General features: G+C 56.3%; 16 protein-coding genes and 1 tRNA gene. 3 read left to right on the top strand and 14 right to left on the bottom strand.

The annotated features are described in order from the left end of the window. Window positions 1-163 precede the first annotated feature (163 nt). The 8 genes from C8P63_RS01255 to C8P63_RS01220 all read right to left on the bottom strand — a co-directional run bounded on the left by C8P63_RS01255 (window position 164) and on the right by C8P63_RS01220 (window position 5,338). A complete protein-coding gene (locus C8P63_RS01255) occupies window positions 164-559 on the bottom strand; it encodes a hypothetical protein (RefSeq protein WP_108021506.1) in 396 nt (131 codons plus the stop codon). After that, complete coding sequence (locus C8P63_RS01250) at window positions 556-990, bottom strand: hypothetical protein (protein ID WP_108021505.1); 435 nt, start codon at window positions 988-990, stop codon at window positions 556-558. Before C8P63_RS01250 ends, C8P63_RS01255 begins: the two co-directional genes overlap by 4 nt. Window positions 991-1,016: 26 nt before the next feature. After that, window positions 1,017-1,376 (bottom strand): prepilin-type N-terminal cleavage/methylation domain-containing protein, encoded by a 360-nt coding sequence (locus tag C8P63_RS01245; protein WP_108021504.1) that lies wholly within the window; start codon window positions 1,374-1,376, stop codon window positions 1,017-1,019. Then, entirely contained in the window at window positions 1,373-1,783 is a 411-nt protein-coding gene (locus tag C8P63_RS01240; RefSeq protein WP_108021503.1) for a type II secretion system protein, read from the bottom strand. Before C8P63_RS01240 ends, C8P63_RS01245 begins: the two co-directional genes overlap by 4 nt. Window positions 1,784-1,814: 31 nt before the next feature. After that, window positions 1,815-2,156, bottom strand: a complete 342-nt coding sequence (locus C8P63_RS01235; RefSeq protein ID WP_108021502.1) for a competence type IV pilus major pilin ComGC — start codon at window positions 2,154-2,156, stop codon at window positions 1,815-1,817. Between the two features lie 14 nt (window positions 2,157-2,170). Continuing rightward, entirely contained in the window at window positions 2,171-3,217 is a 1,047-nt protein-coding gene (locus C8P63_RS01230; protein WP_170109427.1) for a type II secretion system F family protein, read from the bottom strand. Next, window positions 3,210-4,292 (bottom strand): GspE/PulE family protein, encoded by a 1,083-nt coding sequence (locus tag C8P63_RS01225; protein ID WP_170109426.1) that lies wholly within the window; start codon window positions 4,290-4,292, stop codon window positions 3,210-3,212. Before C8P63_RS01225 ends, C8P63_RS01230 begins: the two co-directional genes overlap by 8 nt. Window positions 4,293-4,561: 269 nt before the next feature. Beyond that, a complete protein-coding gene (locus tag C8P63_RS01220; RefSeq protein WP_108021499.1) occupies window positions 4,562-5,338 on the bottom strand; it encodes an ion transporter in 777 nt (258 codons plus the stop codon). Window positions 5,339-6,401: 1,063 nt separating this feature from the next. Between C8P63_RS01220 and C8P63_RS01215 the strand changes: the two genes are divergently transcribed. Next, window positions 6,402-6,476 (top strand) — tRNA-Gln (locus tag C8P63_RS01215). A 124-nt stretch (window positions 6,477-6,600) separates the two neighbouring features. Continuing rightward, complete coding sequence (locus C8P63_RS01210; RefSeq protein WP_108021498.1) at window positions 6,601-7,431, top strand: metallophosphoesterase; 831 nt, start codon at window positions 6,601-6,603, stop codon at window positions 7,429-7,431. A gap of 43 nt (window positions 7,432-7,474) precedes the next feature. Here the strand turns inward: C8P63_RS01210 and C8P63_RS01205 are convergent, their stop codons facing one another. The 3 genes from C8P63_RS01205 to C8P63_RS01195 all read right to left on the bottom strand — a co-directional run bounded on the left by C8P63_RS01205 (window position 7,475) and on the right by C8P63_RS01195 (window position 10,188). Continuing rightward, a complete protein-coding gene (locus C8P63_RS01205) occupies window positions 7,475-8,593 on the bottom strand; it encodes an MGDG synthase family glycosyltransferase (RefSeq protein WP_108021497.1) in 1,119 nt (372 codons plus the stop codon). After that, the gene (locus C8P63_RS01200; RefSeq protein ID WP_108021496.1) at window positions 8,590-9,183 is read right to left on the bottom strand and encodes a YkoP family protein; all 594 of its coding nucleotides are present in this window, start codon (window positions 9,181-9,183) and stop codon (window positions 8,590-8,592) included. Before C8P63_RS01200 ends, C8P63_RS01205 begins: the two co-directional genes overlap by 4 nt. Window positions 9,184-9,522: 339 nt before the next feature. After that, window positions 9,523-10,188 (bottom strand): TerC family protein, encoded by a 666-nt coding sequence (locus C8P63_RS01195; RefSeq protein ID WP_108021495.1) that lies wholly within the window; start codon window positions 10,186-10,188, stop codon window positions 9,523-9,525. 157 nt (window positions 10,189-10,345) lie between these two features. Between C8P63_RS01195 and C8P63_RS01190 the strand changes: the two genes are divergently transcribed. Next, complete coding sequence (locus tag C8P63_RS01190; protein WP_108021494.1) at window positions 10,346-10,624, top strand: 4a-hydroxytetrahydrobiopterin dehydratase; 279 nt, start codon at window positions 10,346-10,348, stop codon at window positions 10,622-10,624. 4 nt (window positions 10,625-10,628) lie between these two features. Here C8P63_RS01190 and C8P63_RS01185 read toward each other — a convergent pair whose 3' ends face one another. Genes C8P63_RS01185 through C8P63_RS01175 form a run of 3 tightly spaced genes read right to left on the bottom strand, consistent with a single transcriptional unit; the run spans window position 10,629 to window position 14,736 of the window. After that, complete coding sequence (locus C8P63_RS01185) at window positions 10,629-12,431, bottom strand: M20/M25/M40 family metallo-hydrolase (protein WP_342748038.1); 1,803 nt, start codon at window positions 12,429-12,431, stop codon at window positions 10,629-10,631. Next, on the bottom strand, window positions 12,377-13,576 hold the full coding sequence (gene thiI, locus C8P63_RS01180) for a tRNA uracil 4-sulfurtransferase ThiI (protein WP_108021492.1): 1,200 nt from the start codon (window positions 13,574-13,576) through the stop codon (window positions 12,377-12,379). Before thiI ends, C8P63_RS01185 begins: the two co-directional genes overlap by 55 nt. Next, window positions 13,573-14,736, bottom strand: a complete 1,164-nt coding sequence (locus C8P63_RS01175; RefSeq protein WP_245920612.1) for a cysteine desulfurase family protein — start codon at window positions 14,734-14,736, stop codon at window positions 13,573-13,575. The genes thiI and C8P63_RS01175 overlap by 4 nt, the downstream gene beginning before the upstream one ends. Window positions 14,737-15,151: the final 415 nt, after the last annotated feature.

Raw genomic sequence — 15,151 nt, 5'->3', positions numbered from 1 at the left:
AACCGACCCATCGTCGTGATATTTTTTCATTGTGACTGTATTGTACCTTATTTTAAATAGATCTATAACGTAGGTTTCATTTTTTAACGGTCTTTTACGCGGCCATCGGAAAAACAAAACCACCCCTCCATTTTTTTGATCAGGGGTGGATGAATGATGCTGTTCACGGTTCCCACCGGAGGATCGAACAAGTGGCTGAATCCACTTCCGCCGTGATCGTCTGCTTCACCCCTTCGCCCCGGGCGACGGACCGGATTTCAAGGGTCCCCTTTCCCGTCGTCTCCACGGTGGTGCGGGTTTGAATGCCGTTCATCGGGGTGGCCAGGGGGCGGCGCCAAGTGAGGTCACGACAAACCTTCTGCCGCATCCGGGCGACGCCGCTCTCCGCGGCATATTCCGCCCGGGTCTCTTTCCAATCCAATTCCGCCGTCTCCAAGAAGCGGGAATACGCAGAGAGAGCCGCTGTCGCCAACAGGAAAGCCAACACGGTGACAGCAAGCGCCAACGGGAGGGCCAATCCGCTTTCGTCCAAAGCGACGGCTTTCGCTCGGGATTTCACTCCGTCAACCTCCCCCCGACAAAGAACTTCCGGTCGTAATCCCCGTGCCAGTTTTGCATGCCGAGTTCGATGCCGACTCCATCACGGCGGGGTTCGAACGAGATGAAATACACGTGGTGCACCAGCACCGTCGTCCCCCTGAAGGCGGTATGTCCCGGAGGCCGCACGCTACGGATCACCCGGCGCCGGTGCTGTTTGTACCGGACAGTCTCCCCCGAGGGAAGATCAAAAAGCAGCCACCCCTCCGGGGACAGACGAAAATTCCGGCCTCTCTGAATGTCCTCCCGGACATCGGCCGTGAAAGCCCCCGCCTCGGACCGGAGCTCCTCTTCCGCGGTGATTTTTTTCACGCCCTTTTCCAGCTCCAGGCCGACGGCCAGGAAGACCGGAATCATCAGGGCCAGCAAAGAAAGCACGACCGCCAGCTCCACGTACGTAAACCCTTCCTCTCCCCTGACTAATGTGTATAGTTCAGGGTCTTGAGGCTTCGTTTCCGTTCTTTCTTTCCGGCGTCGTTCCATACAACCTCCACATAGGTGCCCGCAAGGTGCGGTGCCACCTTCTTTTTTTCCCACCGAAGCCGATAGACCGTTCCTTCCGATTTTTCCTTTCGGCTTCCTTCGGAAGGACCCGGGACGGTCTGAAGCCGCTCCATTTCCGACTGCAGCAGCAACACAGCCTCCATCTTCCGGGCATTCATCCGGTGTTGGACCTTCAGTTCCCCGAGAAGGGGGAGAACCACGGAAAGCAACACCCCGAAAACCATCAGGGCCGTCACGGTCTCCGCCAGGGTGAATCCCTTTTCTCCACGGATCACGGCACCACCTCCACCCGGGGTCTCCCGGAGGCCACCTGAACCACCACTTTGCCCGCCGGTTTCCCCCCGTCCATCAGGCGGACCGTGCCGCCCCGAATCTGTCCCGACTTCCGGAAAACGAGCCGTCCGGAGGGATAATTGCTTTCCAGACGCATTTTCCCGGGAACCTTCTCCCTTCGCAGGCGGGAGTTTCCCCGGTAAACGGAATAAGAGGTCCCCTCCCCTTCCACCTGAAGGAAAGTTTCGGTTTCCCGGGCCCGTGCTTCCCTCTGGGCCAGCCGCACATCTTCAGCGAGAAGTTCCAGAAACCGCTCCCGTTCCAACCGGTCCCCCATTTGCACAAAAGCAGGGAGAACCAGAGCGGTGAGCAGTCCGACCAAGGCCAGGGTGACGGTCAACTCCACCATACTCCAACCGCCCTCATCTCTCCCGATCCCTTTAGTCACCATGGACCGTGCAATGGACCCTTTTCTCCACCGGCGCGTTTTTCCGGATCACGTATTTCCCTTTGGCCGGACAGGTGGGAACTGTTCGAAGATATCCCCGCTGTTTCATCTTGGCGACGCTGTCGGGATAACTTCCCAGCTCCAGGTAGTAGTTGTCGGCCTGGGAGCCGATCAGCTTCCGGTTCGCCTCACAAGCCTTCATCTGCGCCGACTCCCCCGCCGCTTTCAGGTTGGGGAGTGCGATGGCGATGATCACCCCGATCACGAACAGAACCACCAACATCTCGATTAACGTAAACCCGCGTTCATCACGCTGTAAACTGAACCGTTTCATTACTTCCTCCTTCTTTATATCGCCTTCACCAATTGCAACATCGGCAGGAAGAGAGCCAGTACGGTGGCTGCCATCACCACCCCGATCAGGAAGATGAGCACCGGTTCGATACCCCGGGTGAGCCGATCGAGACGCTCCTTGATCATCATCTCCGAACTCTTGGCCAGACCCAGGAGGGAACAGTCCAGACTTCCGGACTCTTCCCCCAGGGCCACCAGCCGGTGAAGGGAGGGAAGAAACAGGTCCCCTTCCCGTTCCAAGGCATGGTGAAGAGACTCCCCCCGCAGCAGTCCTCTTTTCAAACGACGGATCCCCTCTCGAAGGGGCCTCCACGGCGTAAGGGTTTCCACGACTTCCACCGCTTTCAACAAAGGAAGTCCCGAACGCAGGAGGGAGCCCAGCTGAATGGACAGGTAGTGAGTGAACCGCAGAGCGAAATAACCACGGATCACCGGCAGGCCATACAACGGGGAAGTCCAACGCTCCCGTGTCTCGGCGGGGAGGCGGCGTATGATGATGAAGAAGAGAAGTCCGAGAGCGAATACCGCTCCCACACCGAAGGAAACCGTCCGCATCGAGGCGTGAAGGGAAATGAACACCCGGGTATAGAGAGGCAAAGTCAGCCCCATCGTTTCGTAAAGTTCGGCAAACCGGGGCACCACCGTGATCATCAAAAACAGAAAAGCCAGCAGGACCAATATCAGAACCACCACGGGATAGGTGAGGGCCCGTGTCAGTTCCCTGGCCAGCCGTCCCTTTTCCCGATAATACGTTTCGCATTGCTGCAGCCCAAAGACGTAATCCCCGTACTCTTCCGCCGCCCGGATCAGGGAGACAAAAAGCGGGGGAAGCCCTTCCTTTTGAAGGGAGACGGAAAAACTGTGCCCTTGATCCAGACGGGTCTGAATCCTTCTCCCTTCCTCCTCCCGGATCACCTGTTGCTCTGACAAAAGCCGGATACTGGGCATCAGGGGAAGCCCGGCCTCCAGGAGATGGGACAAGTACTGACTGAATCCCGCCAACCGTTCCGCGCTCCACCTTTTTTTCCACCCGTCAGTCATGGACATCCACCACCCGGTGAAATTCGGACAACGTGGTTTCTCCGCGCATCACTTTTTCCAACACCCCGTCGGAAAGGGAACGCATTCCCGCTTTACGGAACGTTCGCCGAAGACGGGACAAAGGCTCTCTGTCCACGATCAGCGGATGAAAGTCTTCCATCACCGCCAGCACTTCAAATACGCCGGTCCGGTTTTTGTATCCCGACTGACGACAGGCATCACAACCCTTTCCCCCGCATCCCCGGCAGATGAGGCGCACCAGCCGCTGAGCCACGACACCGGTCAATGCCGATGCAATCCGGTAAGGCTCCATTCCCATGTCCAACAACCGGGTGATCGAACTGCAGGCATCCACGGTGTGAAGGGTGGACAAGACAAGATGACCCGTCAATGCCGCACGGACCGCAATGTCCGCTGTTTCTTTGTCGCGGATTTCCCCGACCATGATGATGTTGGGATCCTGACGCAATACGGCACGCAATCCACGGGCAAAAGTCAGGCCCGACTTGTTGTTCACCTGGATCTGATTCACCCCCGGGAGCTGGAATTCGACGGGGTCCTCCAGTGTGACCAGGTTCCACTCCTCCCGGTTCAGTTCCTGGAGAATGGCGTACAGGCTGGTCGTCTTCCCCGCTCCCGTGGGCCCGGTAACCAGAACCAGCCCACCCGGACGTCCGATGATTTCCCGAAGCCGCTTCATCTCCGTCTCCCCCATTCCCAGTTCGGACAGGGTCATCTTCCCGGGACGGTTGCGAAGAAGCCGCAGCACCAGCTTTTCCCCGTACAAAGTGGGAAGACTGGATATTCGGACGTCCACCTTTTCTCCCCGGTGGGTCAAACTTAACGCCCCGTCCTGGGGCAACCGTTTCTCTCCGATATCGAGATGCCCCATCACCTTGATCCGAGAGATGAGCGGGGCCGTCTCCTCCCTCGGAGGAGCATCGACCGGGATCAGAAAGCCGTCCACCCGCTGACGGATCCGCAAGCGCTCCGCTCCCGGTTCGATATGCAGGTCACTGGCCCCGGCGTCAATCGCTTCCTCCAACAGCCGAGTCACAAAAGTCGCCGTCTCCATCGACCACCACCTCATTGGCAGAATTTATTTTTCAATCTCAATATTCGACATAGGACGACATGTCCCTTCCTTTTCTTTCAAACTTTTCGTTTTATTTGAAAAGTATCCATCCGCATGAAAGTCGAACCCGGCTGTACTTCACCCCATCGTCAGCCATTCAATGCAATAACGCCGCTTCCCCTGACCACAAAGGGAATGCGGCGCGAAACAAATCCGGCAGTCGGATTTCTGTAACAAATCCCGCCCCCGGCGGTCAGCCATGACGGCGTTCATCGGCGATCGAGCTTTCGATTGATTTCTTCCATCTGCTCCCGCAACCACTTCAATTCCTCTCTCCAGTCTTCTTCCTCCTTGGACATGGCATCCACTTCTTCCACCTTGCTCACGATCACACCCACAAACAGGTTCAGCACAATGAAGGTCCCCACCAGGATGAAGGATACGAAATAGACCCAGGCCCAGGGAGCTTGCTCCAACACCGGATACATAACTCCGCTGGCCCAGGATTCCAGAGTGACGACTTGAAACAGGGTGAGAACGGTCACGTGAAGCGAACCGAAATACTGGGGAGCGATATCACGAAACAATAACGTTCCGATCACGGCAAAGACATAAAACACAATGCTCAGGAGCAAAAGGATGTTTCCCATCTGGGGAATGGTGATCAACAACGCCTCTACCAGCCGGCGAAGGGAAGGAATCACGGAGACCGCCCGCAACACCCGCAACACACGGAGGACACGTAATACGGTAACAAACTGCATGCCCGAGAAGAGATGGCCGCTGAGAATGATCACCAGATCAAACAGGTTCCAAGGATCCTTCATGTAATCCTTGAGAGAACGCGATCCCAAGAATCGGATCAATAATTCCAGCGTAAACAACCACAGCAAAAGCCGGTCCGCGACGAAAAAGTGGGGCGCATAATTCCGGTAAATCCCTGGATACGTCTCCAATCCCACCACAACGGCATTCATCAGGATCAAAAAGAAGAAAAATCCCGTAAACCACGTTTGCTCTACCCAATGCTTGGCGATTTTAGACATCACCCAACTCCTTTCCGTCCCGGTTTCCACCGTAATAGAGAGCCGGAACGGCTCCCTGAAACCACTTTTCAATGGTTATTCGGACGACCCCGAATTTATCCTCGGTTCTGCCGCCGGGATCCAAAACCGATCCACTCTTGCACCGTATTTCATTCTAATCGTTCTAAATTTCCATGTCATGTGAAGAGAAAGCAAACAATGGAGGGGGTGAGCCCTTACCTCATATGGACCGACCGACCCGACAGGCGACCATACCTTATCCGGCACTTCGGCATACCGTAAAACCAAAGTTGCAGAAAAGGAGTCTCCCTCTCACAACCGGTCCATGTGTAGTAACTTTCCCCCATAGGTGCCCCAATACGACATACTGCGGAACAGCATCGGATCAGGATGTGTCTGGTAAATCGTTGAACGTAGCTGGGGACTGATTTCCGGCGTAGCGCCCTTTGCACTCACAGAGTACAAGTCTCGCCGGGGTCGCTTTGCTCCCGGTCTCGCTATGCACTCACAGAGTACAAGTCTCGCCGGGGTCGCTTTGCTCCCGGTCTCGCTATGCACTCACAGAGTACAAGTCTCGCCGGGGTCACTTTGCTCCCGGTCTCGCTATGCACTCACAGAGTACAAGTCTCGCCGGGGTCACTTTGCTCCCGGTCTCGCTATGCACTCACAGAGTACAAGTCCGCCGGGGTCGCTATCCTCCCGGTCTCGCTATGCACTCACAGTGCATAAGTTGTGCCAACGTTGCGATCGCTCCGGGTGACGCTTTGCACCGACCACTCAGCGGATTTTCCGGAGGGCCGAACCGTCTAGCGGCCACTTTGTCTTTCTTTATGAATACTCGTTTGAACCCGAAGGGGACGGAGCGGACAGTGCATACATCCCTGCAGGCGTCATCGGAGACACAATCGAGTTGCTTTTCCCGCATAAAGGCCGGCTGCTTGTGACATATTAAGGGACGTAAAAAACATTGGGGAGACGCCGATGGTAAACCACCGGGCCGGTGTAGCAGGTTCGAATCCTGCCTCCCCAACCCTTACTGTACTGTCACAACTCCATCGTTCAATGGGGAGTAGCCAAGTGGTAAGGCAACGGACTTTGACTCCGTAACGCGCAGGTTCGAATCCTGCCTCCCCAGCCACCGGAAAACCTTGGTATCCTTCCAAGGTTTTTTCATGTCATCGAACCTCGACTTTCCAGACCAAATGATTTACCATGTTGTACGTATATGGTTGTACTTGTTTGATTGGATAGGTGGTGAGAACATGATATATTCTTGGATTTTACTCGCATTGGCCGGGGCCTTGTTGGCCATCTGGGCCATTGCCCGGTGGAACACCTTCCGCCCCCTGGTGAAGCGCATTGACATCAAGGTCTCTCATCCACTGGATTCTCAAGGACTTCGTATTTTACATTTGTCCGATCTTCACATGGAAAAGCTGTCCATCACCCCGGAAGCCCTTCTTGAACAAGTGAAGGGGGAACCGATCGACCTGATCGCCCTGACCGGGGATTATCTGGATACCCAACCGATGATCGGGCGATTTCTCCACTATATGGATATGTTAAAAGAACTGAAGCCCCGTTACGGAATGTATGCCGTTTTCGGCAACCACGACTATGTAATCGCGGACCAGCTGCCGCATCTGCAAAAAGAAATGGAAAAGCGGGGATGTGTGGTTCTGAAAAACGAGCATGTTCGTATTCCGATGGGAGATCATACCTTGAACATCATCGGAATCGATGATCATTACACGGGCCGCAGTGATGCCGATCAAGCCTTTGAAGGGTTGGAGGACGGAATCAACCTGGTTCTGACTCACGACCCGGAAATCGTGTTGGAAATGGACCACCACTTTGATTACCTGCTGTCCGGCCATTTCCACGGGGGACAGATTCACTGGCCCAAACCTTATCACCTGAAGAAAATGGGCAAACTCCCCACCAAGAACATCATCAGCGGTCTTCACTACCATGAGGACCGCGCCTTCTACATCAGTGACGGGTTGGGGCAGACAGCCTTTAACATGCGGCTCCGTTCCCGCCCCGAGATCACCTTCCACAGCATCGGCGGCGGCCCGTCGGTTAAGGTATAAAAGGGAGCCAATGAAAGACCGATCGCATGATGCGATCGGTCTTTCATTGGATATGGTCCATGATAATTTCGGCGGCATCCAGGGAGGAACGGGGACGCCCCAGGCAAAGGGCCCGTTCCCGCATGGCCTCCCACCGTTCGGTGGCTTGCATCAATGGATGGATATGCCGGGGAATGGCTTTGGGATGATCCTGGCGAAGAGCCACCCGCTGACGGGTCAGGAAGCGGCTGTTCCGTTCTTCCTGGCCGGGGATCGGCTGACAGATCAGGATGGGAAGTCCCGTGGCAAGAGCTTCCGAACTGGTCAGCCCCCCGGGTTTGGTGACGATCAGGTCGGAAACCCGCATCCAGTCCCGCATTCCGTTGACATACCCGAAAAGGTGCACCTTCCTGTCTTGTTGGAACCGGGCCTCCAAACGATTCAAAAGATCCCGGTTCTTTCCGGTCACCACCACCAACTGAACTTCCGGCATATCTTTCCGGAATTGAGCGATGGCTTGCTCCAACGGCCCCAGCCCAACCCCTCCACCCATCACCAATACCGTGAAGAGGTCCGGGTCCAGCCCCATTTCCCGACGGCACGGTCTTCCCTGGGGGAGAGGGTCGGAGAAGGCCGGATCAATCGGGATTCCCGTTCGGTAAATCCGTTCGTCCGACACTTCATGTTCGTGGATCAGTTTTTCTGCAACGTTTTCATGGGCGACCAAGTAAAAATCGACGGCGGGATGAACCCAGAAACCGTTGACATCAAAGTCCGTGATCGCCGCTCCGAGACGAAAGGCACCCCCGGAACGCTCTTTGGCTTCCGCCATGGCCCCCAGACAAAAGGCGTGAGTGGCGACGACCACACGGGGGCGGGTCTGGTTCAGCAGACCTTCCATCTTGCGGTATAACATCCGGGAGACAGATGAGCGGAAGGTCTCGCTGAATTCCTTTTCTTTGCTGTAAGCCGCTCCCCATAATCCGGGGGCGTACTGAAGCGTGTTGAGGTAAACTTTTCGGACCAGACCTTCCAAATTGCGGCTGAAATGAGACAGGCCGCAGGAGATTTGAACATCCAGTCCCGGCTCCACCCGGCTCAACCCTTTGCGGATGGCCCGGGCCGCCTGAAAGTGTCCGCTTCCTCCGATCGTTTCGGTGATCACGAGTACTTTATCCATCATTTCGACCCCGCCTGTTGATATCGATGGTGAAATTGCTCCTTTGAAATGAATACCCGTTTGGGGATCATTTGATTCTGCTGATTCAGAAGGCGTTTCCAGCCCTCGGGCTGACAACAAAACAGGATGAATTGAAGCAAGAACGACTTCAGCCGCATCTGCCAGGCGCTTGGGAGATCTCTGACATCAAACCCCAGCCTTTCCGAACCCCGATGCAAAAAGGTGGTACCCAAGAGAATGCGGATTTCCGATCCCCGGGCATGGTTTTCCAGATATCGTGCCAAGGCCGGAAAAGAACGGACAATCCGCCGGAGCACGATCAGCTCATTCCAGATACCGTTTCCGCCTTGGTTATTTTTGGCGTTGGCGGCCAGCAGCTGTGCGATCCGGAAATTGTGCAGATGCAGTTTGGCGTACCAATCCCCTTTTTTCAGAACGATCCCGTCCCGGGTCACCAAAGGTTCCCCACGATACGGTTTCACCACGATGCGAAACAGGTTCTCATCCGACCGATCCACGTTCTGCAACCGGATGGCCCGACAGTAAAATTTATCGACCCACCGCCAAGCTGCGAGAAAGGTACCCGTTGCCACACCCACCCCTCCTTTCCCTGAAAAACGATGTTAGTATTCCTCAGGGAGGGGGCTGACATACGGCACCCCTGGAAGCGTTGTGAAAAAGTGAGCGGCAGCATTTACCCAAGCCGCTCCGGCTGCACTCAGAGCACAAGTCGCGCCCGGGTCGCTTGCGCTCCCCGGTCTCGCTATGCTGTCTGCAGAGAGGGTTGCAAGGTCCGCTCCGCTGGGCAGGACAGCAAAGCGCTATTTTGGGTAAACGCTTCCCCTTTTTTCGAAACGAACATGAAATCACAACGCTTCCGGCCAGGGCACTTCCTTCGGGCGCCAAGCCCGCCGGCATGGGCATGAATGGATTCAGGGGTTGGACCGGCGCTCTTTCCACACACGTCCTATGAACAGGACGAGAATGATCAGGGCGGCGGGTGTCAGCCAGGACAGGAATTCCGCCTGCCGAATGATGCTGTTGTGAATGATGGGATCCTCCACGATCAACTGACCGGCGGTGTAAGCCAATATTCCGGAACCCACATAGACCAGCCAGGGGAGACGGTTCATGATCGAAGCCACCACTTTGCTGCCCCACATCAGGATGGGGATGCTGAGGGCCAACCCGAACAGAACCAGCCAAAAATTACCGTGAGCGGCTCCGGCCACTGCCAGCACATTGTCCAAACTCATCACCACATCGGCGACGATGATGGTCTTAATGGCCGATTTAAACCCATGACCCACACTGAGTTCCGCCTCTCCCTCTTCATCCGCCAGCAATTGCAGCGCGATCCAGAGAAGCAGAAGGCCTCCGACGGTCTTCAGAAGAGGAACTTTCAAAAGCCAGACTGCGATCAGAGTGAGGGTGACACGGAGTGCGACCGCGGCGGCGGTCCCCCAAACAATCGCCTGTTTCCGTTGTTTTTCCGGCAGTCTGCGGGCGGCCATTCCGATGACCACCGCGTTGTCCCCGCTCAATACCAGGTCCAGTATGATGATGTTGACAAAGCCGATCCAGAATTGTGCATCCATCGTTGCAAAACCAACCCTTCCCCCATAATCCGCATATCGTCTTATACCCTAAATATATTGTCCCAATCCATAATCATACGTTACCTTGGTTTTCAGCGATTCATTCCGGAATCCACCGGGAATAAAGAAATGAAGTTTCAGGAAAGGAGGCCTCGGGATGAAACTGTCCCCGGAAGAAATCCAAGAACGCCTGATCGGGCTTGACGGCTGGAGAGAAGAAAGCGGCATCCTGATGAAATCTTACCGCTTTTCTTCCTACATGGACGGAATCGAGTTTGTGAACCGGGTGGCGGAAACCGCCGAACGACATCACCACCACCCGGATCTCTTGCTCACTTACGGCCGGGTGGACGTTTTGCTCAAGACCCACGACGAAGACGGAATCACCGATAAAGACTTCCGTCTCGCCGCTGCGATCGAAGAGCTGGCGGGGTGAGCATTCAGGCACCCAGCAGGTTTTTGATCACTTGGTAATTCAGGTTGGGGACAACCTCCATCGAATAGGGGACCTCCACCCGTTCCCACTGTTTGTGGGCATCCATACCGTAAGGACCGATATTGACCACCGGAACGTCCAGTGCCCGTATGGCATCCACATCCATCTGATGCTTGGTGCCCCATGCGGGCATGTTTTTTTCCAGAGAATCGAGTCCTTCCTGGTCATCGCTGATCGCCACGAAGCTCATGTCTGAAATGTAGGGAAAGAAATTGCGAACCCGAATCGGATGTGGGCAGTCGGGCTGGATGGACTCCACCGCCCGTTCCACGGCTTGGATCAATCGCTGATCCCGTTCCTCCTCCTCATTGAGGACAATCCGGGGGATGTAGATGGAAGCGTAAAAAAGAACGACCGCGGGAGTTTTTTCCTCGTCCCAGCTCCAGAGTTCCTCCGTCATCCGGCGACAGTAGTCCCTCAAGTCCAACTCCTCTTCGTTCAGAAGATTCATGGCGAACAGCCGCATACTCTCTTCGAATTCGCTTCCGTACTTTTCCGCACATTCATTGTACAGTTCCTCGTAGGTATAAACCCGGGGAACCCAGTTCGGGGGTTGGTGCGGATCCCCCGTTCGTGCACAATATTCCCCGTACCGCTTCTGGTATTGTTTCCGGGCCGAGTCCATCGCATCCCAAGCCACTTTTTTCAACTTCTCCAGCACATCTTTGGGCGACCAGCTGTGAACGAAGAAGTTATAGTAGACAAAGGCGGAGAGCGGGGTCTGAACGTCGTATTGCAACTTCAAATCCGTCTGCTTGAGGGAAACGGGAGGCAGCGTCGTCTCCCCGTACATTTCATCGCAGAAATCCGGATTGTAATCCAGCCGCCGGGTCAGTTCCGACGCCACCAGGTTGGGATCAAATCCTTCAAAAGCCTGACCGACGTGGGTCTCTTTTCCGGCGATGAAAAAGGCCGGCAGCAGTTTTCCCACGGTCCCCAGGTAAACATAGCGATTGGGATCCCCCTCGTAGCGGGGGGATGTGTAATCGGCGTTGATGGCGGCGATGTAGGAAAGGTCCTCTTCCCGGGCCAGATGGAGAAAATCCGACAAAGCGGAGAGGATCCCGTGGGAATTGTCTTCCTCGTCGCATTCGGACAGAAAGAGGAGGTTTCCCTTCAGCTCTTCGGGGTGCTCCGTGAAATAACGGGTCAACACCATGTTGGCAGCCACCCCGGACTTCATATCGACGGACCCCCGGCCGCAAGCCCATTCCCCGCTTTCCAGATCCCGTTTGACCTTCTCCGGAATCTTGGCCCCTTTCCACCGTTCCATCAATTCGTCCGATGAAAACGCCAACCGCTTCCATTTCCCGAAGTCCTCCACTCCGACGGTGTCCATGTGTCCCATCAGGATCACCGTTTCCCGGTAAGCCGCATCCCCCCCTTTAACCAGGGCAAGCACGTTGTAACGTTCCCGCTCGTCCCGGAGGGTCTTCACCAGACGAAGATGGTGGGGGTTTTCCTTGAAATACTTAAGCTCCTTGAAATAGTCATAGATCCGGTAAGCGATGTCCCTCTCCCCGATGGTGCCGTTGACACTGGGATGGTGAACCAGTTCTTTGGTCAGCTCCAGTACTTCATCCTTCCACTGCTTCATCCCCAAAAAACCCTCCTTGATTCCACCTTGGTTGATCCGTTCCGCAGCGGGAGCCTGTCCGAGGAAAACCCCGCCTTTTGATCGGCGGGGTTTCGTCAGTCGAAAAAGGAAAACTCCGTTTCTTCCTTGTCCGGCTTCAGTTCGACCCATTCCGTTCCCTCCACGGCGGCGGAGACCAATCGGTCCACATCCAGACGGGCTTCCAGTTCACGGGAACGCTCCACCCCGGGCCTTGTGACGGGCGATTTCGGTTGAAAGACGGTGCAGCAATCCTCATAGGGAAGGATCGAGGTTTCATAGGTGCCGATCTTTCGCGAGATTTCCATGATCTCCTGTTTGTCCATACCGACCAAGGGGCGGAGGATGGGCATGCGGGTCACGTCGTTGATCGCTTTCATGCTTTCCAGGGTCTGGCTGGCCACCTGTCCCAGGCTCTCCCCCGTCACCAGGGCCAGGGCCTTGTTCCTTTGGGCCAGCTCCTCGGAGATCCGGACCATGAATCGGCGCATGATCGTGATCATATAGGAAGAGGGGCAATGTTCCCGGATCCCGGTCTGGATTTCCGTGAACGGCACCACATGAAGCCGGATCTTCCCGGCGTAACGGGTCAGGATCCGTCCCAGGTCCTCCACCTTCTGCCGGGCCCGCTCACTGGTGAAGGGATAGCTGTGGAAGTGAACCGCTTCCAGGGCGGCTCCCCGCTTCAGGGTGAGGTAGCCCGCCACCGGGCTGTCGATTCCCCCGGACAGCATCAGCATCACCCGGCCGCTGCTGCCCACGGGAAGCCCTCCGGGTCCCGGCAGATCGGATCCGTACAGATACGTGCCCTCTTTCCGCACTTCCACCCGCAGGGCCAACTCCGGATCGTGAACGTCCACTTGAAGGCCTTCGGTCCGTTTCAGGATGTGGCTCCCCACCAAGTGGTTGATTTCCTGAGACCGGAGGGGGAAATCCTTTCTCGCCCGCTTGGCAATCACTTTAAAGGTGCGGGGCCGGGGGTTTTGTTCCCGCACCAGTTCCAACGCCGCCTCCCGGATCCGGTCGATGTCGGACTCCACCCGTTTGCAGGGGGCGACACCCACCACCCCGAACACCTCGGTCAGCGCCTGGGCGACGGGTTCCATCCGTTGTCCGTTCAGTTCGACCAACACCCGGCCGAAGGTTTTTTTCACCTTCACCCCCGGGAAAGGCTTTAATTTTTCCCTGATGTTTTCGGTCAGCCGGTTTTCAAAATCGGACCGGTTTTTTCCTTTGAGAGCCAGTTCGCCGTAGCGGATCAGCAGCAGGTCATTCATCGGGACACCCCTTTGATCACGTTTTGCAGACGGGGGATCACCTTTTTCAAAGCCTCGATCGCGTGACGGATCTCCCCATGGTCGGTGGAAAGCCCCATGCTGATCCGGATCGAGCCGATCGCCGTTTCATCGTCCAGTCCCATCGCTTTCAACACTCGGCTCGGTTCTTCCCCCTTGGAAGAACAGGCGGATTTGCTGGAAACATAGACCCCTTCTTCTTCCAGGGCGTGTACGATCACTTCCGACTTCAGGCCCGGAAAAGAGAGGGAAAGGATGTGAGGGGCTCCCCCCTCTTCCGTGACATCCCCGTTGACTCGCATCCCGGTCAGCTCGGCTGTCAGCTCTTCCATCATCTCCCGCTTCCACCGGCAGAGACGCGGGGCCGCTTCCTTCCGCTTCCGCTCGGCCAACACCGCCGCTTTGACAAACCCTGCGATGCCGGGCACATTTTGCGTGCCGGAGCGGAAGCCCTCCTCCTGTCCGCCCCCGACCAGCAGAGGGGACAAGGTGACACCTTCCCGGATGTACAGACAGCCCACTCCCTTGGGTCCGTGGAACTTATGGCCGGAAAAACTCATCAGGTCCACTCCCCACTCCCGGGGACGGACTTCCCGTTTTCCGAGGGATTGAACGGCGTCCACGTGAAAGAACGCTTTCGGATATCGTTTCAGAATGCGGCCGATCTCCGGGATCGGCTGAACGGTCCCCATCTCGTTGTTCACGTGCATGACAGAGACCAGGACCGTCTCTTCCCGCATGGCCGCTTCCACATCTTCCGGGCGAACCCGTCCTTTCTCATCCACGGGAAGGTAGGTCACTTCCCAGCCCATGTTCTCCAGCTGGCGGCATACATTGTAGACGGCGGAATGTTCCACCCGGGTGGTGATCAGGTGGCGCCCCCGTCCCTGATGCTGGAAAGCCACCCCTTTGATGGCCATGTTGTTGGATTCCGTTCCGCCCGACGTGAAGATGAGGCTCCGGGGGGAGACTCCGAACAGCCGGGCCAACCTTTCCCTCGCCTGTTTTAAAAGCCGTTCCGCTTTCCCACCCAGACCGTGGAGGGAAGATGGGTTGCCGTAGATCTCTTCCATCACTTCCGTCATCACCCGGACCACCTCGGGGTCCGGCTTGGTGGTCGCGCTGTTATCCAGATAAACCATCCTGTTCATCCCCGTCCGTTAAGATCTGAACACCATGATACCACAGGAGATATCCTGGTGAAAGAAACGGGGAAAGAACTGATGAGACGGCTGACAACCCTTTATAAAACAGCAGGGGACCCGACTTCCGGCGGAGCCCCCTTTGCACTTACCGAGCACAAGTCCCGCCTGGATCACTTGCGCTCCCCGGTCTCGCTATGCACTCACAGAGCACAAGTCATGCCAACGTCGCTTCGCTCCGGGTCACGCTATGACTCCCAACCGGCGAAGCTACCGGAGGGCCGGACCGCTCAGCGGGCAAACGGCTTTTCCTTTCGCCCGCCGGGGTTGGATGGAGCGGAGCGGACAGTCTGGCCTCTTTGGGGAGGAAAAGGGGGCGGGAACGGAAACCGGACCCCGCTTCCCTTTGTCGATC

Source organism: Melghirimyces profundicolus (assembly GCF_003054245.1).
Lineage (GTDB): Bacteria > Bacillota > Bacilli > Thermoactinomycetales > DSM-45169 > Melghirimyces > Melghirimyces profundicolus.
This window is presented reverse-complemented; position numbering and strand designations above follow the sequence as displayed.

Bases quoted from the DNA above. Each gene is read 5' to 3' on its own strand.
- C8P63_RS01230 (WP_170109427.1), bottom strand. From the start codon at position 3,217: ATGACTGACGGGTGGAAAAAAAGGTGGAGCGCGGAACGGTTGGCGGGA.
- C8P63_RS01220 (WP_108021499.1), bottom strand. From the start codon at position 5,338: ATGTCTAAAATCGCCAAGCATTGGGTAGAGCAAACGTGGTTTACGGGA.
- C8P63_RS01225 (WP_170109426.1), bottom strand. From the start codon at position 4,292: ATGGAGACGGCGACTTTTGTGACTCGGCTGTTGGAGGAAGCGATTGAC.
- C8P63_RS01235 (WP_108021502.1), bottom strand. From the start codon at position 2,156: ATGAAACGGTTCAGTTTACAGCGTGATGAACGCGGGTTTACGTTAATC.
- C8P63_RS01185 (WP_342748038.1), bottom strand. From the start codon at position 12,431: ATGGGTCGAACTGAAGCCGGACAAGGAAGAAACGGAGTTTTCCTTTTT.
- C8P63_RS01195 (WP_108021495.1), bottom strand. From the start codon at position 10,188: ATGGATGCACAATTCTGGATCGGCTTTGTCAACATCATCATACTGGAC.
- thiI (WP_108021492.1), bottom strand. From the start codon at position 13,576: ATGAATGACCTGCTGCTGATCCGCTACGGCGAACTGGCTCTCAAAGGA.
- C8P63_RS01210 (WP_108021498.1), top strand. From the start codon at position 6,601: ATGATATATTCTTGGATTTTACTCGCATTGGCCGGGGCCTTGTTGGCC.
- C8P63_RS01175 (WP_245920612.1), bottom strand. From the start codon at position 14,736: ATGGTTTATCTGGATAACAGCGCGACCACCAAGCCGGACCCCGAGGTG.
- C8P63_RS01240 (WP_108021503.1), bottom strand. From the start codon at position 1,783: ATGGTGGAGTTGACCGTCACCCTGGCCTTGGTCGGACTGCTCACCGCT.
- C8P63_RS01205 (WP_108021497.1), bottom strand. From the start codon at position 8,593: ATGATGGATAAAGTACTCGTGATCACCGAAACGATCGGAGGAAGCGGA.
- C8P63_RS01190 (WP_108021494.1), top strand. From the start codon at position 10,346: ATGAAACTGTCCCCGGAAGAAATCCAAGAACGCCTGATCGGGCTTGAC.